The organism is Paenibacillus sp. P3E, assembly GCF_001909045.1.
Lineage (GTDB): Bacteria > Bacillota > Bacilli > Paenibacillales > Paenibacillaceae > Paenibacillus_AQ > Paenibacillus_AQ helianthi.
Map to the genome: position 1 here is coordinate 1 of NZ_LVWH01000239.1, position 19,356 is coordinate 19,356.

The window sequence follows — 19,356 nt, forward strand, 5'->3', positions numbered from 1 at the left end:
ATGGTTGCTCGACACTTCCATTTTACCAAAGGGCGATTTCTTTTTGTGATTTTTGAAAGAATTGTAGGAACGTTCCCCCGCTTAAACAGCGGAGAGGACGGACTGATTGCGGAAAAGCGGTAGCGGTCGCCTTGCTCTCCGGATTTTTACCGCTACGGGAAATAAATAAAATCTGGAGAGCACAGCGATTGTAGCAACGGTCCGTTCGCGGAGCGTCCGCACCAAGTGCGCAAGTCCATCCAACTCAAAAACAGCGGGGCTGTCTCAAGTAGCCATTTCATGGCTTTTGAGACAGCCCCTTTTAGTGTAAATTACATTTTTTATGCCGCCAGGGGACCTTGGTTGTCAGCTAATCTTAAGTTGCATGGACTATAAGGCGAACCCAAGTGGAATAGGTAAACCTAATCCCAGCCAGCCATCTTCCAAACGACCGCAAGTGGGAAAAAGTAAACCTATTCAGGCCGATTTGCTCCAAAACTGGTCATTCCGTATAAAATAAGTGTACAAAATCCCACTAACGCCGCGTCAGGACGGTTTTCAGCAGATTTAGTGGCACAAATTCCACTTCGCTTACGGTCACCAGCACTTCGCTTTCGGTAACCAGCTCTTAGCTTTCAGTGGCAGCCGTCCCAGCACCTCAGTGATCTCCCCTGCAAAAACACTCTGCAGAGTTCATTCTTTTCATCCCAACTTTTCATCCGCTGATGCATAGTCATAGACGTTATTCAGTACAAGCACCTGGTCGCTGCCAAGGGGGGTATGGACCGTTACCGTCTGACCGGGTTCTGCCAAGAGCAGCCCTCTACCCATCGGGGACCAGAGTGAAATACAGTACTCATCCAGATCGGATTCACCGGGGATAACAATGCGATACGCATCCTTCAGCGTTTCCGGACCAATTTTTAGAGAAACCCAGGAGCCGATTAGCACTGCAGAACGCCTAAGCTCGTCACCCGTCCCAGTCAATATGCCCTGTACACGCTCTTGATACGTCTGAATCAATCCACGGATCTCCGCCCTGTCCGCAGGTGATTCCAATGCTACCCGATCCAGGATGCCAAAGGTATTCTCATCCAAATATACTAGCTGCCGCACCAGTTCCTCACGCAGTGAATCCGTAACCAGACTATGGCTCATAGTAGATTTCACCCGCTCTCTTCATCAGTTCTTGCTCAAAAATTTGTACTTGCCCTCTCATTTCCATCAATCCTTCCACATAGTAAAATAGATCCCTCAGTGGGGATCTATCTAATAGGATAACATCTTTTGTCAGAAAGACAATGCCCGGCTGACCGCGATGCTCACCGCTCCATGGGTCACTGGTTAATAACTCTGTTCCCGCCATGCATACACCTTACTTCCACTCGTGTAGCACTTAGCACTTGGCACTTAGCACTTGGCACTTGGCACTTGGCACTTGGCTCTTAGCTCTTAGCTCTTAACTCTTAGCTCTTAGCTCTTAGCTCTTAGCTCTTAGCTCTTAGCTCTTAGCTCTTAGCACTCTGCTCTCTGCTCTCTGCTCTCTGCTCTCTGCTCTCTGCTCTCTGCTCTCAGCTCTCAGCTCTCTGCTCTCTGCTCTCGCCAGCTTCAGCCCGGCTATACATATTCAGCTCCTGCAGCCGGATGAGAACCTTGCCATAACGTCCTCCCTGCTTAATTAATACCTTGCCTTCTGGATAAGTACGGTGTACATACTCGGTAACGATTCTCCGCGCAGACTCATCTGCTGTATGTCCATGATGCTTCAGCATCTGCAGGGTCTCTTCAATCGCCTCTTCGCGTGGCACCTCCATGCTCTTCATCTCCCGCGTGATCAGTGACTCGAACGAATAGCCCTTTAGATAGAGCAAATGGGTTAAATAAGCCATATCCGAGCTTTTCGCATGCACTTCCTGTCCGGACAGCAAAGGAAGAACTTCATTCATAAGACTGTGCTCCCTGCCCCCTGCATTGAGACTGATGTAGCAATACTTGCGAGCGCAGCTGAGCACACTCTCCACACTTTCCCAATCGGTAACCGCCGGAGACATGGATACAAACACGAGATCAAAGGCACCCTTCCAGCTCCTTGCGTCAAGATCCACATTTTCGAACAAGTCACGTACCAGTTCCACCTGACCCTGCGGGAACCTGGCTGTATTCTCCATGAACAGCTCGCCTAATGGAATGTTCGGCTCTACCGCTGTGACCTTCGCCCCTCTATCAGCAAAAGGAACCGTGAACCCGCCTGATGCCGCGCCCACATCCAATACGGACTGCCCTTCAAAGGATACTCCCAGTCCTTCCAGCCAGCCGATAATCCGCTCGCTTCTGCGTCTTCCCCCTTCACTGAACACTTCTTCGTTAAATGTCTTCGCCTTGTGGTCAAAGGAGCGTGCCAGATCCGTGCCCGCCTTCCTGAATTTATTGCCCATCGCTTCCGGGTCCTCTTTCCAGGCCTTTTCCCATACGCTGGCATTGAATAAATCGGTTGTCATATCAGCTCATCCCTCTCTAAATGCTCATTTTTCTCTTCATAGATTTAAAAGACTTACTATGTCTATAATCATGCCGCAAAATAACGGCGGATGATTAGTCCACCGTTATTTTCACGGCAAGCTCGGACATTTTCTTATTCTGCAGATACCGCTCCATTTGCTGCTCCGCTTCGATCATCTCCTGCTGAATCGGACACATGCTGGAGTGATTAAGCGTACAATCGAACAACGAAGCCGTGCCTTCAATCGCATGAATGATATCCAGAAAAGAAATCTCTTCTTGCTTGCGCTTCAGCCGGTATCCCCCGTTCGCGCCGGATGCGGACTCAATGAGATCCGCCTTCACCAGCTTGGTCAGGATCTTCGACAGATACGTGGGAGATACCCCCTGCCGCTCCGCGAGCTGCTGAACTCCTATGGGCTTATTCGGCGCGGCAGACACCAGAAAGAGCATCGTGTGCAGCGCGTAATTGGTTGCCTTCGAATACTTCATCGTTCCACCTCAATCAAAGACTTTATTAGTCTATAATAGCGTTTATATAAGTAAAAAGCAAACAAAGAATTTCCACAGCCTTCCGCTGCAGAAATCCCTTTGCTCCCATAACATGATCCCTACTCGGCTAATTGAGGTTGTGGTTCCAGCTCATTACAGTTGCGGCTCCACCGCATAAGTGAAACTATAGTCGCCCGAGCCCAGCTCTAACTTCACTTTATCCCCCAGTTGTTCTGCCGAATGGACGCCGGTCGCCAGCTCCAGCAATCCATCACTTTCCCGCACCTGGGCCAGCACGGAATTCGGGAGATACAGCTCAGCAGTGGCGTTCGGCGGCACTGAAACAGAAACCTCCAGCCGATCGGCTGCTGTTCTCCATTCCGAGCGGATACGCCCGTACATCGTTTCAAGCTCGGCAGCGGCCCAGGTTAAGTCTCCGCCCGGCTGCGGCTGAATCACAAATTTTTGGTAGCCGGGGAAATCTTCATCCAGCTCAATACCGGCGACATGGCGGTACAGAAAATCCCCGATGGCCCCATACGCATAATGATTGAAGGAATTCATGTCCTTGCTCCAAAAGCTGCCGTCCTCCTTCATCCCGTCCCAATGCTCCCATATGGTTGTTGCTCCCTTGGTTACCTGATACAGCCAGGAGGGATAATCCGTCTGCAGCAGCAGTTGGTAAGCCACATCTGTGTGCCCCGCCTCACTCAACACAAGACTCAGATACGGCGTACCGACAAAACCGGTTGTGAGATGATAGTGGCTCTCCTCCAAGAGCTTCAGGAGTTTGCCTACGGTACGTTCTTTTGCCGTTCCTTCTACCAGCCCGAACATTAACGCCAGCACACAGGCGGTTTGTGTGGACACGGATAACCGTCCGGAGGGGGTGATGAATTCCCGGTTAAAGGCTGTCACAATACGGCTGTACAGCTCTGAGTAACGCTGGGCGTCTTCTGTTTTTCCGAGAACATGGGCTGTCTTCTGCATCAACTGAACGGAATATGCGTAGAAAGCCGTTGCGATATAATCGGTATCCGTAGCGCCGCTGTAGCTGTCCGGTTTGGCATCCAGGCCCAGCCAGTCGCCGAAATGAAAGCCGGTATTCCACAGAAATTCGTCACTTCCCTGCTGGCGGATATATTCAACCCAGCTCTGCATGCTCGGGTACTGCTGTTCGAGGATACGCTTATCCCCGTAGCATTGGTAGAGCGTCCAGGGACAGATGACCGCAGCATCCCCCCATGCCGCAGAGGAATGCTCATTTTCTCCCAGAACATTCGGGATCACGAACGGAACACCCCCATGGTCCAGCTGGTCGGCTGCCAGATCCTTAAGCCATTTGGTGAAGAAAGGCGCTACATTCATCAGATACGCGGAAGTGCGGATGAACATTTGCGCATCTCCGGTCCAGCCGAGCCGTTCATCCCGCTGCGGGCAATCGGTCGGCACATCGACAAAGTTGCCCTTTTGACCCCACCGGATATTATGCTGCAGCTGGTTAATCAGCGGATTGGAGCAGGTGAAGGAGCCGGTAGGCTCCATATCCGAATGAAGCACAATGCCTGTGAAATCCTGCAGAGCTACGTTCGCGCCAAACCCGAGCAGCTGCACATAACGAAATCCCTGGAAGGTAAAACGCGGCTCATAGCTTTCCGGGCCTCCGCCTTTTGCAATGTACGTCACGGTCTGCTTGGCTTGTCTCAGATTATCCGTATATACATTTCCTTCTTGATCCAGGACCTCAAAATGAACCAGCTGTACCTGAGTTCCTCCAGGGGCCTCCAGGGTAAAATGCATCCAGCCGACCATGTTCTGCCCCATATCAAGTACGGTTTCACCGGCTGGCGTCTTAAGTAGCTGAACCGGCTGGATCTCTTCAATTTTTCTTACTGGAACATTCTCCTGTGCCACCAAAATCTCCTTGGGATGGGTGACAAGTTCTACACGGGACCAACTGCTGTCATCATAACTGGCTCTGCTGAATCCACTCCGCTCCAGCCGGGCGTCATAGGTCTCACCGTGATACAGCTCCGACATTAGAATCGGACCGGCGGCAGCCGTCCAATGTTCACCGGTGGTGATGATCTGTTCGTCCCCATCCGCAAAAGTCAGATGTATCTGCATCAGCAATGCCGGGCGGTCGCCGTACAGATGCTTGCGGTTATCCCAGGCCAGGTTTCCTTTGTACCAGCCGTTCCCGAACCAGGCACCCACCGCATTGTCTCCCGCTGCAATCTGCCCCGTAATATCATAGGTCTGCACCTGCAGCCGGTGATTGTAACTGGTCCAGCCCGGGGTCAGATAACCGTCCCCCACCCGCGATCCGTTCAATTCCATTTCATACAGGCCCAGGGCGGTCACGTACATTCTGGCCTGAAGCGGAGTGCCATCGATGTGAAAAGTGTGGCGTACAAGCGGACATTGCTCCGCCTCTACATCCAGCAGAGAAAGCGGGGCGCTAATCCATCCGGCCTTCCATTCCTCCGCTTTCAGCAGCCCCATTTCCCAAAACGCGGCTTCTGACCATTCTGTATGCCGGTTCTCCCGGTCCCACACTTTCACGCGGTAATAATACCGCTGCCGTGAACGGAATTCGGGTTCCATCAGCTCCACATGAGTACATTGATCCGAATAGACTCTGCCGGAGGTCCACAGGAGAGTGCTGAAATCCGGCTCTGCGGAAATCTGAATGTCATAGGACTGCTGCATCACGTTCCGCTCCTCCGATTGAAGCTGCCAGCTGATTCTTGGATGGCACACATCAAGTCCGACCGGATTCTCCTTATACTCCACACGTAATTTTTGTACCTTTAACATCCATAGCCACCCCGTCTTTTCTTGGATTCATCTTGTGATTTCGAAGCGCTTTCTATTACAATTATAGAAATCAAATGACTTCGCATGACCCGTTGAAAGGACATTTCACCTGCGTAATAAGGACTTTTAGTTCCGTTAAGAAAGGGATGGACGGATGAATTCTGCAGAGCATGTGCTTAAAGGCGAAGCTTTTTTCCAAAAGAATCTGTTGCTCTATGTTAACCGTGCTACGGAGACTTACCTGCTTCCGCTTCATTCCCATGATTTCATCGAGCTGGCCTTCGTTGCCGAAGGGAAGGGGTTTCATTATACAGAACAAGAGGTTCAGAAAGCCTGCAGAGGGCAGCTGTATTTCATTCCCGTTGGCGTCTCCCATGTTTTCCGGCCTTCGTCGCCCCATTCGCTTAAAGAACCGCTCGTCGTCTATAATTGTTTATTTACAACAGCGCTTCTGGATGACCTTGCTTTCGTGATTCCGGATGCACCGATTGCAGCGTACCTCGAACAGATCAAGAATCAGCAGGTGCCCGCATTCTCCATGACCGACCAAAATGGTTCCATCGAGAACCTCTTCCTCTCACTGCACCGGGAGTACAATCTCCCGCAGACCGGTTCCGGCAGTTATCTGCTGACCCTGTTCATTCAGCTGGTTGTCACCCTGTACAGGCTACAGCATGATGAGCTGCACTTTCCGGTGACCAGACAGACGCAATTCCTGCAAATTCTCCACTATATCCAGCAGGAGTATGCCCAAGACCTTACCTTGTCCCATCTTGCCCGGACGTTTGACTGGAGCGAGCGGCATCTTCAGCGGCTGTTCAAAACGCACACCGGCCAGACCTTCCATCATTTCCTGCAAAATGTCCGGATTCAAAAAAGCTGCGTTCTGCTGATCCAGCAGCTACACTCCCCCATTCCGCTCATTGCGGAGCAGGTCGGCTACCACGATACCAAAACGTTCAGCCTGGTCTTCAAACGGATCATTGGCAAACCCCCCGGCGGATACCGGCAGGAGGCGGCAAGCACCGGAGCGGCGCACGCAGGCGATTAAAGCCGCCTATGACGCTAATCCCAGCGTATGACAAGGATAACAGCAGGGACCTGCTGAAAACATTTGATTATGGGACTGGTTGCTGCTCTGAGAAAACCGCGATGAACAAACTCACCCTAATGGTTGAATCCAGCATCTCATTGCCGCAGGTAACGGCAATACTCCCAAATCAAAGGTATTTCTACCTCCCATCATGCCCGTTAGCCCGTTTACGGCGAGATCAGAGGTATTTCTACCTCCCATTCTGTCCGCTAGCCCGTTTACGGCGAGATCAGAGGTATTTCTACCTCTCATTCTGTCCGCTAGCCCGTTTACGGTGAGATCAGAGGCAGTTCTACCTCTCATTCTGCCCGCTAGCCCGTTCACGGTGAGATCAGAGGTATTTCCTCTTAGGCCCGTTTAGTTCATTTCGTTTCCTCCGGTCTGTTTCTTGACGTTTATCCCTCTTACTTTTCACCGTTTTTTCACAGTATAATTTCCTATACAATAAAAAAGCCGCCCCGTGTCATCGTAAAGAAATGACGGAGCGGCATCTTTTATGAGATATTATGTTCTATTTCTGCAGCTCCGCATCCTTTTGCTTCAGCAAGTCGCCATATTCCGCTTTATACTCCTCCAGCTTGTCCTTCAGTTCTGTATTGGACGGATCTAGTTTCAACTTGCCACTGGTGGATAAAATGTTATCGACTACATTATCGATTTGGCTGTCAATCGCCTTGATTTTGCTTTTGGTCATTGCTGTTGCAGAATCCGATGTCGGCGTGGGCAGCGGTCCAATAGTGATGCTCTCGGTCCTGTCATCCAGCAATGGAGAGTATACACTCTCTTTCTCGTCCAGACTTATGATCTTGCCGGACATGGAGACCTTATAGCCTGCCAGCTCTCCGATGGCCCGCACTGGTGCATAGCTTTTCCCGTCAATAACAATGGCCTTGTCGGCCAGCTTCTTGCCGTATACGTTTACGGTGTATTCTGCTTGAATGGTCTTGCCTACTAGACTTGTAGAGGCTCCAATCGCCTGAGTACTAATCATCAGTATCGCCCCGGCAAGAAAGCCGGCAGCAAGCTTTTTCATAAGAAGTTCACTCCCCGTAAAATACTATACTTTCTAGTTTACCATTTTACGGCGGGTGATGACGAGCTTGCAGCCCGTACTGTTCTACATTTTTATATCAAATTTTAGCGAAATCATTCAAATAAATATGGTATAGTCAAATCAAAGTAAAGGCTAATCTATGAAAATGGGGTGTGAACGTATGACGAACGACCAGAAACTCTATTACGGAAAAAATATTACGGTAACATTTCAACCCGAGAAATGCATTCATTCCGGTGTTTGTGTCAAGGGCTTCCCTGCCGTATTTAATCTAAACAAACGCCCCTGGGTTAACCCCGATGCCGCTGCCGCTGAAGCAATTGGCCGGCATATTGACCAATGCCCGAGCGGTGCGCTGCAATACGAGCTTCTTGAAGAAGAAAAATAATATAAAGAAAGAGGGTTCATAATGCATAATGTAGTTCACGATAAAGACAACAAACGATTTTGGATCTCAGATCAGGACTCAATGGCTGCTGAAATGACTTATGTAACCTCAACAGCCAGCCTTTATATTATCGATCATACCTTCGTAGACACCGCTTACCGCGGACAGGGGCTTGGAGACCTGCTTGTCGAAGCCATAGTGGAATACGCAAGGGAAAACGAAATTAAGATTCTGCCCCTATGTCCTTTTGCTAAGGGCAGATTCCAGCAACGTGCCGAACTTGGAGATGTCCTGCATAAATAATCGCAGCCACCTGGTAGAGGCCCGAAATCAAGCAACCTGATGCTTTTTATATGCCCGATAAGTAAAAGGCAGCAGCAGTGCGATACCGATGATTGCAAAACCTGCCATGACCTTATACTCCGGAATCAACTGTCCAAAAATATGGAACACTTCGTAACCGGTAATTCTTCTGGAACTGTCAAACATATTGCTTGGAAGCAGAGCCATCAGATGGTTAAACAGGCGACTGGTTTGGCTTGCCGGAATAGCCATCGGGACGAAAAGCAAAATTCCGATAGCTATGATAACGGGAAATGGACTGCGCATACGGCTGGACAGCCACAGCGTTACCGCTCCCACAAGAAGACAGGCCAGACTGCCAATGAGGACTGCCCATAAATAGGTTTGAACAACGGTATAGGGGACCGGTGCCAAAAAGTGAATCATCTGCACACTGGCATTTCCGCCATCAAAGCCACATATCCCGAGCAGCAGAAGAGTGTATGTGGTCAGCCCCAAAATAAGCAGTCCCAGAGAAACAATTAGGCTCGCTTTTATTTTCGCGGATATAGCCTTGCTGCGCCCATAGCGGGAAGATCGGAGGATAGCGTCAGCCCCACTCTGATATTCACCGGCAAATACGGGGGCCAGACAGACAGCGATGATGAAGGTGGTGAATAAAAAAATAAACTGCATATTCTCAAACACATTTACCCAGCCTGTAACAAAGTCCATTTGAAAAGGAACGGGGATACTCTCATTCATCTTGATAAAGTAGTCTTTCTCTTCCGCCGAATAATTGCCAAACGCATAATCCGCATTCAAATATTCGCGTACCCTCTCCAGCCGTTTCTGATAAAATGCTGTGGCGTCACTTGGTTTCAATTTACCGATTGAATAATAATCGTATGCATTCACCGGTGAAAAAGCATAGTTAATCAATGAATACATTTGTTCATACTTCACATCAAACTTGGCGTTAGCTTCAACAGTCATCTCCCCTTTCTCATCAAGATTCTTGGGGTCATGAAGCAGATTCTGATGCCCTCTTATTGTATTTTCCAGCTTTTCCGAAGTTAACGGACCGGCAAGCTGCCGGTTGTACGCTCTTTCCAACTGGATGGCGGGTATCCCATTTAAGAAATTGCCATCCTTGCCTGTGATCTGCGCATTTGCAACCAGAACAGTGGACATCAATATGGCCATGGTTACTATTATTGCTACCCCTGCATAAAATGACTTCTTTCGCATGATCTTCCGCAACTCAAACCGGGTTAAAGTATCCATCGATTCTCCCCCTTTTTCCTTCACCAGCTATTGCAGCCTGTTCATCTTGAAAATGGTACAGATAGAAATCCTCCAGCGTCGGTACAACTGATGTTGTTGATCGATCTGAAGGTTTCTCCTTTGATACAATGCGCAGCTCCACCTGATCCCCTTCGTGCCGCAGATTACTGATACAATAACGGTCATTCCACTCCTCAACCTCCCGGGAAGAAATATGGCATGTCCAAACCAAGCCTTCCATCGCAGCCGTTAGTTGTTCCACCGTACCTGTCATCAATAGGGCCCCTTGCTTCATCACCAGAATCTGGTCCGCTATGTATTCTACATCCGCCACAATATGAGTCGATAGGATAATAATCTTGTCCTTGGCAAGATCAGCGATGAGATTGCGAAAGCGTACCCGCTCTTTGGGATCAAGACCCGCCGTTGGCTCGTCCAGCACCAGCACGCTGGGATCATTTAACATCGCTTGGGCAATACCAAGGCGCTGTTTCATCCCCCCGGAAAAGGTGCGAATTTTCTTACGTGCTACCTCCGACAGGGCTACCCTCTGCAAAAGCTCCCTGGCTTTTCCTTTTGCCGCGGGCAGGCTTAAGCCTTTCAATGACCCCACATACCAGAGAAATTCCTCTGCGCTGAAATCCGGATAGTAACCGAAATCCTGGGGCAAATAGCCCAACATATCGCGATACCTTTCCCCCATATGGCTGATTTCCTCACCATTCATATGAATCGTTCCCGATGTCGGGTTCAGAATGCCACAGATCATCCGCATCAGTGTTGTTTTCCCCGCACCGTTAGATCCCAGCAGACCGTATACACCATGGTTGAACCGAATTGAGATTCCATTAACTGCTTTTTTAGCAGAAAATTGTTTATGCACCTGGTTCAAAATCAGTTCCAGCATCCCGTGCTCCTCCTTATAATCCCCATATCTTCGGCAGGCTTTCCCCGAATATCACATCTGTATACTTGATGCGGTCTCATGGCTCCGGCAAGTCTTTCGCAGACTATTTACCTGCAAGAATACACCTATGGTAGTCAGCAGCAGTAATACCAACCATATCACTATAGCCGATGATTCAAACAACCCGAGAGAAGGATTACATGTCAAAAACATCTGTCCGATCACCACCAGACCGCAATATAAAAGACAATAATATCCGCAGTTCCGGGTACGAACCCGATTCAGCAACCACAGGCAGCCAAAACACGTCAGATTGAAGGGCACCAGCAGATACAATACCAGATCCAGGATTCCCGTCTCTGTCCACGCACTTAATAAGCCCCCCAGCAGTGTTAATCCAATCAGATCCGCCAATCCCAGCAGACTCATCCGAACGAGTGTCAGCTTTTCAAGACGATGATATGTACTGAGTTCAATCTCCTGCATATTGAAGCTTATTGATTGGGTCATAGTCTGAATGCCCGCTATTACCAGTAACGGAGCAGCTATAGAAGTCAACATGATAAGTTGAATATTTCCATTTCGGTCTTGAATAGAGTTATGCAGAAGGAGCGCCATTCCCAGAACAATCAGTAATTGTACCACCCACACTTTCCAGCTCATGAAGCGAAGCTGGACCTTATAAAATTCTCCAATACTTGTTTTCCGTTTCGCTTGTGCTTGGCTTAGCTCTGCTGCTGCCCCCTTGATGGTCTCCTCCAGCTGTATCTGGTCAACGGGGAACGAGGGGTAGTTCCTTAGGGTTGCGATGATAGTCCGCTGCTTCTTGCTCAACTGAATCCCTCCTCTCCAAGTGGCGTCTTAACAGAATCAACCCGCGCTTCACCCGATATTGCACCATACATACATTAACTCCCGTGATCCGCGCAATATCGCGAAAGGTCAGATCCAGACAAAACCGCATGAATACCAGCTCCCGCTGCTCTTCAGGAAGGCATTGAAGCAGCTCATCTACGAGCGCCTGCCGTTCAACCTGTTCCTCAACAGATCCGCCCTGCCATATAACTCCTCTGTCAGCAGCCTCCTCTGTTTCCATCCTGGGTAACTGCGACCATTTCCGGAGGTGGTCATTGCACAAGTGACGGGCGATCGTGTACAAGTATGCACGGCATTTCCCTGTATTCGTGTAACCTTCTATGTTCCTGCAAAAACGGTAGAAGGTTTCCTGAGTCAGATCCTTAGACTCTTCTTCACTCCGGACCCGGTAGTAGCAATACTTCTGGATTCCAGCGTAATACCGCTCAATCAGCGGTGTGAGATACCCGGCATCCCCCTCCTGGATCCGACGAATCCATTCCCCCTCATCCAACTTCGTCTCCCCCTCTCTATATCTATATAACTGTATTGGGCAGAAAAAAAGTGAAGCCAACTTGTGATTTTTTTGTGAAATTGTTATTTATAGGTGGATATAAAAGGGGAAGAGTGATCAGTAGTTAAGGAGTTAGCCCATAATGTATAATAAACTTGACACCATGAATGGTTTATAATACATTATGTACATCAAACTTAACTTGTTATCAAAATATAGTGTAGGCGGTGTAGCGATGACGTATCAAGAAAAGAAGAGCATTGTATCTCTGATCACGGCAATACTTATTTTCGGATCTTATTGTGCTTACATGTTTCCAAAGGCACCGGAGGGGGCTGACTCAACGGAAAGCTTTCATTATTGGGGTTCGTTCGTGATCATTTTGACTTTGGTTTCAATCGCAGCGCATATCCTGATCAGCATTATTTTCAATATTGCCTTTAGGATAACGACCGGAGAAAAGGAACCGGCATTTGCAGATGAACTGGATAAACTCATTAACTTGAAGGCCACACGGAATTCTTTCTTTGTCTTTGTCCTTGGCTTTCTTGCTGCAATGGGGGCGCTGGTCAACGATCAGTCATCACAGGTGATGTTCGTGATCCTGATCGCCGGCGGATTCATTTCTGATGTAACCGGCTCTATCACGAAACTTTATCATTATCGGAAAGGAGTCTAGGATGAGTAAGAATCTTGTTGGCAATCACATCCGCAGATTACGGTTCGACCACGATGAAATGACACAGCAGCAATTGGCTGACAAGGTGGGCGTAACGCGACAGACCATCGTAGCTCTGGAAAAGGGCAATTACTCGCCATCCCTGGAACTGGCCTTCCGTATTGCCCTCGCCTTCAACTTATCTCTGGAAGAGGTATTCTTTTACGGAGATGGCACGAAAGAATAATGAATGAGGAGATGACAGTATGAATTCAAACCACACAGCAGCGAAAATAACGGGTGTCTTGTTTATTCTAGCAGCGGTCTCATCGATAGCTGGTCTTCTTTTATACGATCCGATCCTGAACGGCCCCGATTATTTATTAAAAGGTTCTGAACATGCCAACCAGGTGATACTGGGGGCGGTTATGGAGTTGATTCTTGTCGTCTCAGCTGTCGGCACTTCGATTACCATGTTCCCGCTTTTGAGAAAATACAATGAGACATTAGCCCTTGGACATCTATGCTTCCGATTTCTTGAGGCGGTTATCATCACTGTGGGCATCATCAGTGTATTGTCCTTACTGACCTTAAGCCGGGAATTCACAACTTCTGCTGCTGTAGATATATCTTCTTTTGAAGCTTCAGGTACACTATTAAAAGCCATCCACGACTGGACGTTTATGCTGGGTCCCAATGTCATGCTGGGTATTAATACGCTGATATACAGCTATATTTTTTATCAAACCAAGCTGGTGCCTAGGTTCATTTCGATCTTAGGCATTACCGGAGCCATACTGGTGTTAAGTGCAGGCATCTTTGAAATGTTCGGAGTCTTTCCTCAACTATCCGTGTGGGGGGCCCTCTTGTCTTTGCCAGTAGCCGCCAATGAAATGATCCTTGCCGTATGGCTAATTGTAAAAGGCTTCAACTTATCCTGGCATAGATAGGCCGTCCTGGGCTGTCGCCTAACCCTCCCCACCTGAATATATCTGGAGTATTAGATGATTCAGGAAAGGATGTTGGCCGTGCAAGCTGTTCCTCATGATCCCATTCAAGGATGGATTGCCTACACTTCGGACCGCGGTGGAACGTACGACATTTGGCTGTACCGACCGCAGGATGGTCTTCATTATCAACTTACCAAGGGGCTTGGTACGGAAACTACGGTTCCCTATTGGTCGCCAGACAGTAGAAGAATCGCATTCATCGGCATTGGCAACGTGGTCCACCTTCTGGATACAATCACACTCTCCGTAGCCAGGATCGACCAAATTGAGCTCTACACACTGCTGGACTGGTCCCCGGACAGTCGCTCCCTCACGTATGTCAAAAACGCGCGAATCATCGTCTATGATACGCTCTCCCACCACAGTTATGCCATTCCGGAGCCGGGTGCCAGCGATGTCCAGTGGTTCCCTTCGGGTACGGAGCTTCTATATGCAGCCCCGGATTCCACCGGCAATACTCAGCTCTTCCGCATCCGGGCCGATAACACAGACCGGAGACAGATCACACATAATACGGACGGCCCGCTCCATAACGTTCGGATTTCCCCCGACGGAACCTTCGCACTTTATACGTTCCCCGGTGCCAGCATCTCTATTATTTCGACGGTGGATTTGGCTACAGGCACCCTATATACGCTGGAAGGCGGACCGCTCGCCAAAAACTATTTCCCGGCATGGTCCCCTGACTCCCGGAGCATCGCCTACAGCGCAACCGCCTATATGGAGCCGAATTACTATTCTCTCATCCAGACCGACAGCCGTACCGGTCAGAACCAAAGAACGCTGGTGGCCTCCGACTGTTTCGCCACTCCTGTCAGCTGGTCGCCGGACGCTGAGAAAATCGCCTATTTATCGGGGTGTGCAGGTACCGGAAGCGCAAGTCAGCTCTGGATTGTCGATATCAGGGAGCAGATCCCGGTGAACGTCCTCAGCGGCGGCCGGATTACCTCCTTGCAGTGGTCTCCCCGCGTCAGGAGAGTTCCGGCAAAATGGGGGAACGTCCTATAATTATTTGATCCTGTGGGCTGATTTCAACTAGATCCTTCACATTGAAGGACGGCTGTCGTTCCCTTCTCCGTAAAACAATCAAAATACATCAAATAACAATCTAAATATATTGTAATACGATAAATAATGTGCTAAATTAAATGTAACAATAATTAAATGAGGTGCATTTTATGGAACGAGGAACCACACTCTTTTTAAAGGTAGCTGTTATTGTAATTGGGCTCCCGGTTCTTGCTTTGTGTATTTTTGCGGTGCCTGAGATTGGGAATTTTGCAGCAGAGTTGTATCCGGATATGACTTATATTAAATATCTGGTACTCATCGATTTGTATGCATCGGTGATCCCCTTTTACTTGGCACTGTATCAAGCTTTTAAACTTTTAGGCTATATTGACAAGAACAAAGCATTTTCTGAATTGTCTGTACGGGTTTTAAAGAATATAAAATACTGTGCAATCACATTCAGTGCCTTGTATGTGGCAGGTTTGCCTCTCTTCTATCTCATGGCGGATATGGACGATGCGCCAGGGATCATAGTCATCGGCTTGCTCATGATTTTTGCTTCCATGGTGATTGCCGTTTTTGCTGCTGTTCTCCAAAAGCTATTAAAAGAGGCCATTGATCTAAAAATAGAAAATGACTTAACAGTCTGAGGTGAAATCCATGGCGATTGTAATTAATATTGATGTGATGCTGGCTAAACGGAAAATGAGTGTAACCGAACTTTCGGAGAGGGTGGGAATCACAATGGCTAACCTTTCCATACTGAAGAATGGAAAGGCAAAAGCGGTTCGATTATCCACTTTAGAGGCGATCTGCAAGGCTTTGGAATGTCAGCCTGGAGATATTCTGGAATATAAAAGTGGCGAAGACATTTAAGGAGTAACAGGTTCAATAAAACAGCGGCAGCCAAGGACATTATTTTCTCGTCCCTGGCTGCCGCTGTTTCTTTATTGCCGTCAGTCCATTACTTATTCCACTTTCAGTGACACAGCACTTTTGGGCGGCATGCTGAAGGTTAGTTGCTCACCGCCCGGCAATTCCACAGCCACGATCTCTTCTTCTTCGCCATCGTTGAACAGCACCGCCCCAATCGATCCGTCCAGGTTGCGGAAAGCAACAGAACGGATGCGCTCATGGCTTGACGCGGAATCCATCCGCAGAGCCTTGGGCCGAATCACTGTGCTGAAATGCGCTAGTGCATAGTAGTCCAGCGTGTAGGTTAGTTCACGGGTCTGCTGGTCGATCCGGACGATACCGCGGCAGGTGCTTGTGCCGAAGCCCGGCACTGTCGGCCCGTTATGTTCATCTAGTGCCATATTCCACAGGACGAACGACTTACTGTGATTTCTAAGAATTTCAATCCCTGTGCGGATCACATTGGAGAAGGCTTGTTCAAATGGCGGAATCCATTCACCGCCTGAGCCTTCGGTGAAATGCACCTCTTTACCTTCATAAGCACGCTTCACCTGTGCCTGGGCAGAGGGTTCACCACCATACCAGTGCCAAGCTACCCCATCCACCTCTTCCCCTGCAGCTTCCAGCACGGACAATGGGTAATCCGGGCGGTCCCAGTTGTGGTCATAGCAGAGAATTTTACTGTGGATGTTATGCCTCAGAAATGCAGGCTTCAAGTAATCCCGCACAAAAGATGCCTGCGCCTCCGGCAGCATAAGCATGCTCGGATAATGCTGCGGTTCAAACAGCGGTTCATTCTGCGGAGTGACAGCATATATAGGCAGCCCGTGCTCTTGGTAAGCCTGAATGTACCTTACAAAATAGTCAGCGTACACACCGTAATATTCTGGCTTCAGCTCTCCGGTGATCATCGACCCGCTGGTCTTCATCCAGCCTGGAGCGCTCCAGGGCGACGCCATCAGCTTGACCTCCGGATTCAGTGCCAGCGCCTGTTGCAGAAGCGGGATGATATCCTCTTCATCATGGGTGATGGAGAACCGGTTCTGCTCCATATCGGTTTCCCCTTCAGACAGATCATTATAGCTGTAGACCGTTCTGGCATAATCCGAGGCGCCCATTGGATTCCGCAGGACCGATAAGCCAATCCCCGCCGCCGGATCAAACAGCCTCACCATCAGCTCGGTTCTCTGCTCCGGGCTAAGCACCTGGTTGATCAGATATGCCGCCGAATCGGTAAAAGAAGCCCCGAAGCCGTCCATCTCCTGATAGGTTTGACTCTCGTCAAGGGTAACGGTGACGGTCGCTTGATCTGCATCTGCTGCTTCCAACTGCTCTGGCGGCTGTTCTATGAATAACCCGTCTTCGCCTGTGGACTTGTAAATGACTAGTTTCTGCAATGTGATTTCCCTCCGGATGGCTGTTTTATATAAAACGAAATTAAGATCTTCCATTCTTTGATTTTCTTCGTGACTAGATTCAAATCAACAAAAACGTTTTTATTTTTGGCGGTAAGAAACGGCTTCGCCGTCCAAAAAAAAGAGGCGTTATCCGTTTCAATGAGCCTTGCACCTTACATCTGGTCATTCCGGTCAAACTTCACATGACTTGAGCCTCTGACGATAATCTCGCCCTTCAGCTTCTGGGCGTTGCCTTGTTCTTTCTTCTGTAACATGCGGACCAGGTGGTCGATCGTCAATATTCCCTGCCTGGCGATTTGATTCCGCACCGTAGTTAACGGAGGGGAATAGTACTGGGCGATATCAATATCGTCAAAGCCCATTACACTAATGTCGAGCGGAACCTCGTATCCATGGGTTTTGAGCGCCTGGATACAGCCGATTGCACTGAGGTCATTGCCCGCCAGAAAAGCATCAGGCAGCTTCTCGGGAAACGCCCGGATGAAAGATTTCACCGCATTAAAGGTACTCTCCTCCTCGAAATAGCCCTGCAAAATATAATCCTCGCTCAACGGCAGACTGTACTGGCGCAATGCTGCCAGGTACCCTTCTCTGCGCTGCACGCTGTCAAACATCGTATCCACGCCGGAAATATAGGCAATTTTTTTATGACCCAGCCCGATTAAATATTTGGTTGCTTCATACCCCGCCTCAAAGGAGTCAAAAATGATGCTGCCCATGTTCTCGTTCTGCAGCACCCGGTCCAGAAACACCGCTTTGATATTCTCCTTGTTCATCGCATGAATGTCTTTATCGTTAATCCCCAATTCTTCATAAATAATGACGCCATCCACACGCCTGCCGAGGATATTACTCATCACGACCTGCTTATCTTTGGTCACAAATACGTTCAGCCCGTAGCCCAGCCGGTCACATTGCCTGGACATGGACTCTACAAGCTTATAGAAATAGGGGCCTGCCACACTGGTTGTAAAAAAGCCCAGCATCATGGTTTTTCCCGACTTCAGCTGCTTACCGTTCAGGTTAGGGACATAATTCAGCCGCTGCGCTACCTTAAGCACATGCGATTTGGTCTCCGGATTCAGGACATCCACATTATTTAATGCATTTGATACCGTTGAGATTGAGACTCCTGCCTCTCTAGCGACGTCCCTGATTGTTATTTTTCCCATTATCCATTTTCCTTCGCTATAAAAACGTTTTTATCGATAATAAAATAACATAAAACCGCTTTTCAGTACACTAGTTTTTCTTGGTTTATCGGAATTGAATAAAAGTTAGAATAAGCCCTGAAATATATGGGGTCTGGTCGTAACTGCGGGGAATGTTTGGACTTCTGGCCGCTGTTATGTTTGAATTCCCTTATTTAATCCGATAATTGCAGTAGGAACCTACAGAAAGATTTTCCTTCCGATGCGAACTTTTCTGCGGAAAGCTTTCAGGGGGCGTATTCGATCCTACATTTCAAACTTCCCTCCGTTACTACTAGAATTGTAGAGTCGTCAGCTTTTGTTAATAAATTTTAGACTGATCCATTAAAAGAAGTAACGGTGGACCAAGACTTGATAAATAAAGTCTTTGACTGCAGCTGTTGTCGTTCAACTAACGTTTCCCGTTAGCTCAATACGTACTGGGTTATTTCCCCTAAATTAATTATGTCCATCAATATTACCAGAAGATACTGTATCATTTCGTTTCCAAGCTGGTTTCATACTAACCACTACCTGAATGGGAAAAATTAAAACCAATATTCCACTCATGGCCAAGTAAAAATGGCTTGCCATAAAAGCCTAAATCCAATCTTAATTTAATAATAGGTAAATGTAAAATTCTAAATAGAGCCACTCGTATAAGCATATCATCTGTAACACTTCGTAACTGGTCAGGTATAAATTGATATTTTTGAATTTTGTAACGCCTAACTTCAGGAAGGAATGATAATATGGAATCAAGTAGCTTTGTAGGGAATCCGGTTATCCGAACTGCGAATATTTCATCCAAAGTCTTCCCCCTAATATTCATTTAAATTAAATTCATTAGGAGATTTTTGAGCTTCTAATTCAAACATTCTACGAAAAAGAGTTGGCGATACACCAAAGTATCTCTTATATAAATCAGAAAACTGAGAAGTTGAAATATAACCCATGCGAAGTGAAATCTCTTTTATGTTAAGT

The 19,356-nt window shown here is 48.2% G+C and carries 23 protein-coding genes; 9 read left to right on the forward strand and 14 right to left on the reverse strand.

Annotated features, from left to right (window positions below; translation table 11 throughout):
- Nucleotides 1–681: 681 nt before the first annotated feature.
- From A3842_RS30955 to A3842_RS30975, 5 genes are all read right to left on the reverse strand, one after another.
- Nucleotides 682–1,149, reverse strand: coding sequence for a GreA/GreB family elongation factor (locus tag A3842_RS30955; protein ID WP_178382449.1), 468 nt, complete (start codon nt 1,147–1,149; stop codon nt 682–684).
- A complete protein-coding gene (locus tag A3842_RS30960) occupies nt 1,127–1,345 on the reverse strand; it encodes a hypothetical protein (protein WP_074103885.1) in 219 nt (72 codons plus the stop codon). Before A3842_RS30960 ends, A3842_RS30955 begins: the two co-directional genes overlap by 23 nt.
- 205 nt (nt 1,346–1,550) lie before the next feature.
- Nucleotides 1,551–2,477, reverse strand: coding sequence for a class I SAM-dependent methyltransferase (locus tag A3842_RS30965; RefSeq protein WP_074103886.1), 927 nt, complete (start codon nt 2,475–2,477; stop codon nt 1,551–1,553).
- A gap of 94 nt (nt 2,478–2,571) precedes the next feature.
- Nucleotides 2,572–2,970: an RrF2 family transcriptional regulator gene (locus A3842_RS30970; RefSeq protein WP_074085427.1), complete on the reverse strand. Its 399-nt coding sequence runs from the start codon at nt 2,968–2,970 to the stop codon at nt 2,572–2,574.
- A 153-nt stretch (nt 2,971–3,123) separates the two neighbouring features.
- Complete coding sequence (locus tag A3842_RS30975) at nt 3,124–5,790, reverse strand: glycoside hydrolase family 78 protein (RefSeq protein ID WP_074103887.1); 2,667 nt, start codon at nt 5,788–5,790, stop codon at nt 3,124–3,126.
- A 154-nt stretch (nt 5,791–5,944) separates the two neighbouring features.
- On the opposite strand from A3842_RS30975, the gene A3842_RS30980 reads away from it, so the two are divergent.
- Nucleotides 5,945–6,841, forward strand: coding sequence for an AraC family transcriptional regulator (locus tag A3842_RS30980; RefSeq protein WP_074103888.1), 897 nt, complete (start codon nt 5,945–5,947; stop codon nt 6,839–6,841).
- Between the two features lie 553 nt (nt 6,842–7,394).
- Here A3842_RS30980 and A3842_RS30985 read toward each other — a convergent pair.
- Nucleotides 7,395–7,916: a hypothetical protein gene (locus tag A3842_RS30985; RefSeq protein WP_074103889.1), complete on the reverse strand. Its 522-nt coding sequence runs from the start codon at nt 7,914–7,916 to the stop codon at nt 7,395–7,397.
- A 181-nt stretch (nt 7,917–8,097) separates the two neighbouring features.
- On the opposite strand from A3842_RS30985, the gene A3842_RS30990 reads away from it, so the two are divergent.
- Together A3842_RS30990 and A3842_RS30995 are read left to right on the forward strand one after the other, a co-directional pair.
- Nucleotides 8,098–8,325: a (4Fe-4S)-binding protein gene (locus A3842_RS30990; protein ID WP_074103890.1), complete on the forward strand. Its 228-nt coding sequence runs from the start codon at nt 8,098–8,100 to the stop codon at nt 8,323–8,325.
- A 21-nt stretch (nt 8,326–8,346) separates the two neighbouring features.
- Nucleotides 8,347–8,628: a GNAT family N-acetyltransferase gene (locus A3842_RS30995; RefSeq protein WP_074103891.1), complete on the forward strand. Its 282-nt coding sequence runs from the start codon at nt 8,347–8,349 to the stop codon at nt 8,626–8,628.
- Between the two features lie 27 nt (nt 8,629–8,655).
- Here the strand turns inward: A3842_RS30995 and A3842_RS31000 are convergent, their stop codons facing one another.
- From A3842_RS31000 to A3842_RS31015, 4 genes are read right to left on the reverse strand one after another with little or no spacing between them, the layout of a single operon-like run.
- Complete coding sequence (locus tag A3842_RS31000; RefSeq protein ID WP_074103892.1) at nt 8,656–9,894, reverse strand: ABC-2 family transporter permease; 1,239 nt, start codon at nt 9,892–9,894, stop codon at nt 8,656–8,658.
- Nucleotides 9,872–10,801, reverse strand: a complete 930-nt coding sequence (locus tag A3842_RS31005) for an ABC transporter ATP-binding protein (protein ID WP_305953410.1) — start codon at nt 10,799–10,801, stop codon at nt 9,872–9,874. Before A3842_RS31005 ends, A3842_RS31000 begins: the two co-directional genes overlap by 23 nt.
- 51 nt (nt 10,802–10,852) lie before the next feature.
- The gene (locus tag A3842_RS31010) at nt 10,853–11,635 is read right to left on the reverse strand and encodes a hypothetical protein (protein WP_074103893.1); all 783 of its coding nucleotides are present in this window, start codon (nt 11,633–11,635) and stop codon (nt 10,853–10,855) included.
- Nucleotides 11,574–12,170: an RNA polymerase sigma factor gene (locus tag A3842_RS31015; protein ID WP_074103894.1), complete on the reverse strand. Its 597-nt coding sequence runs from the start codon at nt 12,168–12,170 to the stop codon at nt 11,574–11,576. Before A3842_RS31015 ends, A3842_RS31010 begins: the two co-directional genes overlap by 62 nt.
- 235 nt (nt 12,171–12,405) lie before the next feature.
- On the opposite strand from A3842_RS31015, the gene A3842_RS31020 reads away from it, so the two are divergent.
- The 6 genes from A3842_RS31020 (at nt 12,406) to A3842_RS31045 (ending at nt 15,725) form a co-directional block, all read left to right on the forward strand.
- Nucleotides 12,406–12,849 (forward strand): hypothetical protein, encoded by a 444-nt coding sequence (locus A3842_RS31020; protein WP_074085435.1) that lies wholly within the window; start codon nt 12,406–12,408, stop codon nt 12,847–12,849.
- A gap of 1 nt (nt 12,850) precedes the next feature.
- Complete coding sequence (locus A3842_RS31025) at nt 12,851–13,075, forward strand: helix-turn-helix transcriptional regulator (protein ID WP_074085436.1); 225 nt, start codon at nt 12,851–12,853, stop codon at nt 13,073–13,075.
- 19 nt (nt 13,076–13,094) lie between these two features.
- Complete coding sequence (locus tag A3842_RS31030) at nt 13,095–13,778, forward strand: DUF4386 domain-containing protein (protein ID WP_074085437.1); 684 nt, start codon at nt 13,095–13,097, stop codon at nt 13,776–13,778.
- Nucleotides 13,779–13,832: 54 nt separating this feature from the next.
- Entirely contained in the window at nt 13,833–14,846 is a 1,014-nt protein-coding gene (locus A3842_RS31035; RefSeq protein WP_256701953.1) for a TolB family protein, read from the forward strand.
- Nucleotides 14,847–15,016: 170 nt separating this feature from the next.
- On the forward strand, nt 15,017–15,499 hold the full coding sequence (locus A3842_RS31040; RefSeq protein ID WP_074103895.1) for a DUF2975 domain-containing protein: 483 nt from the start codon (nt 15,017–15,019) through the stop codon (nt 15,497–15,499).
- A 10-nt stretch (nt 15,500–15,509) separates the two neighbouring features.
- Nucleotides 15,510–15,725, forward strand: coding sequence for a helix-turn-helix domain-containing protein (locus A3842_RS31045; protein ID WP_074103896.1), 216 nt, complete (start codon nt 15,510–15,512; stop codon nt 15,723–15,725).
- A gap of 92 nt (nt 15,726–15,817) precedes the next feature.
- On the opposite strand, the gene A3842_RS31050 is transcribed toward A3842_RS31045, so the two are convergent.
- The 4 genes from A3842_RS31050 to A3842_RS33840 form a co-directional block, all read right to left on the reverse strand.
- On the reverse strand, nt 15,818–17,161 hold the full coding sequence (locus A3842_RS31050; protein WP_074103900.1) for a glycoside hydrolase family 30 protein: 1,344 nt from the start codon (nt 17,159–17,161) through the stop codon (nt 15,818–15,820).
- Between the two features lie 173 nt (nt 17,162–17,334).
- The gene (locus tag A3842_RS31055) at nt 17,335–18,354 is read right to left on the reverse strand and encodes a LacI family DNA-binding transcriptional regulator (protein ID WP_074103897.1); all 1,020 of its coding nucleotides are present in this window, start codon (nt 18,352–18,354) and stop codon (nt 17,335–17,337) included.
- A 541-nt stretch (nt 18,355–18,895) separates the two neighbouring features.
- Complete coding sequence (locus tag A3842_RS31060) at nt 18,896–19,183, reverse strand: 4'-phosphopantetheinyl transferase family protein (protein ID WP_074103898.1); 288 nt, start codon at nt 19,181–19,183, stop codon at nt 18,896–18,898.
- A 10-nt stretch (nt 19,184–19,193) separates the two neighbouring features.
- Nucleotides 19,194–19,349: an AraC family transcriptional regulator gene (locus A3842_RS33840; RefSeq protein ID WP_371916035.1), complete on the reverse strand. Its 156-nt coding sequence runs from the start codon at nt 19,347–19,349 to the stop codon at nt 19,194–19,196.
- Between the last annotated feature and the right edge of the window lie 7 nt (nt 19,350–19,356).

What these genes read in the sequence shown, in the direction of transcription:
- A3842_RS30960 (WP_074103885.1), bottom strand. Translation starts at nt 1,345, where the DNA reads ATGGCGGGAACAGAGTTATTAACCAGTGACCCATGGAGCGGTGAGCAT.
- A3842_RS30965 (WP_074103886.1), bottom strand. Translation starts at nt 2,477, where the DNA reads ATGACAACCGATTTATTCAATGCCAGCGTATGGGAAAAGGCCTGGAAA.
- A3842_RS30970 (WP_074085427.1), bottom strand. Translation starts at nt 2,970, where the DNA reads ATGAAGTATTCGAAGGCAACCAATTACGCGCTGCACACGATGCTCTTT.
- A3842_RS30975 (WP_074103887.1), bottom strand. Translation starts at nt 5,790, where the DNA reads ATGTTAAAGGTACAAAAATTACGTGTGGAGTATAAGGAGAATCCGGTC.
- A3842_RS30980 (WP_074103888.1), top strand. Translation starts at nt 5,945, where the DNA reads ATGAATTCTGCAGAGCATGTGCTTAAAGGCGAAGCTTTTTTCCAAAAG.
- A3842_RS30985 (WP_074103889.1), bottom strand. Translation starts at nt 7,916, where the DNA reads ATGAAAAAGCTTGCTGCCGGCTTTCTTGCCGGGGCGATACTGATGATT.
- A3842_RS30990 (WP_074103890.1), top strand. Translation starts at nt 8,098, where the DNA reads ATGACGAACGACCAGAAACTCTATTACGGAAAAAATATTACGGTAACA.
- A3842_RS30995 (WP_074103891.1), top strand. Translation starts at nt 8,347, where the DNA reads ATGCATAATGTAGTTCACGATAAAGACAACAAACGATTTTGGATCTCA.
- A3842_RS31000 (WP_074103892.1), bottom strand. Translation starts at nt 9,894, where the DNA reads ATGGATACTTTAACCCGGTTTGAGTTGCGGAAGATCATGCGAAAGAAG.
- A3842_RS31005 (WP_305953410.1), bottom strand. Translation starts at nt 10,801, where the DNA reads ATGCTGGAACTGATTTTGAACCAGGTGCATAAACAATTTTCTGCTAAA.
- A3842_RS31020 (WP_074085435.1), top strand. Translation starts at nt 12,406, where the DNA reads ATGACGTATCAAGAAAAGAAGAGCATTGTATCTCTGATCACGGCAATA.
- A3842_RS31025 (WP_074085436.1), top strand. Translation starts at nt 12,851, where the DNA reads ATGAGTAAGAATCTTGTTGGCAATCACATCCGCAGATTACGGTTCGAC.
- A3842_RS31030 (WP_074085437.1), top strand. Translation starts at nt 13,095, where the DNA reads ATGAATTCAAACCACACAGCAGCGAAAATAACGGGTGTCTTGTTTATT.
- A3842_RS31035 (WP_256701953.1), top strand. Translation starts at nt 13,833, where the DNA reads ATGATTCAGGAAAGGATGTTGGCCGTGCAAGCTGTTCCTCATGATCCC.
- A3842_RS31040 (WP_074103895.1), top strand. Translation starts at nt 15,017, where the DNA reads ATGGAACGAGGAACCACACTCTTTTTAAAGGTAGCTGTTATTGTAATT.
- A3842_RS31045 (WP_074103896.1), top strand. Translation starts at nt 15,510, where the DNA reads ATGGCGATTGTAATTAATATTGATGTGATGCTGGCTAAACGGAAAATG.
- A3842_RS31055 (WP_074103897.1), bottom strand. Translation starts at nt 18,354, where the DNA reads ATGGGAAAAATAACAATCAGGGACGTCGCTAGAGAGGCAGGAGTCTCA.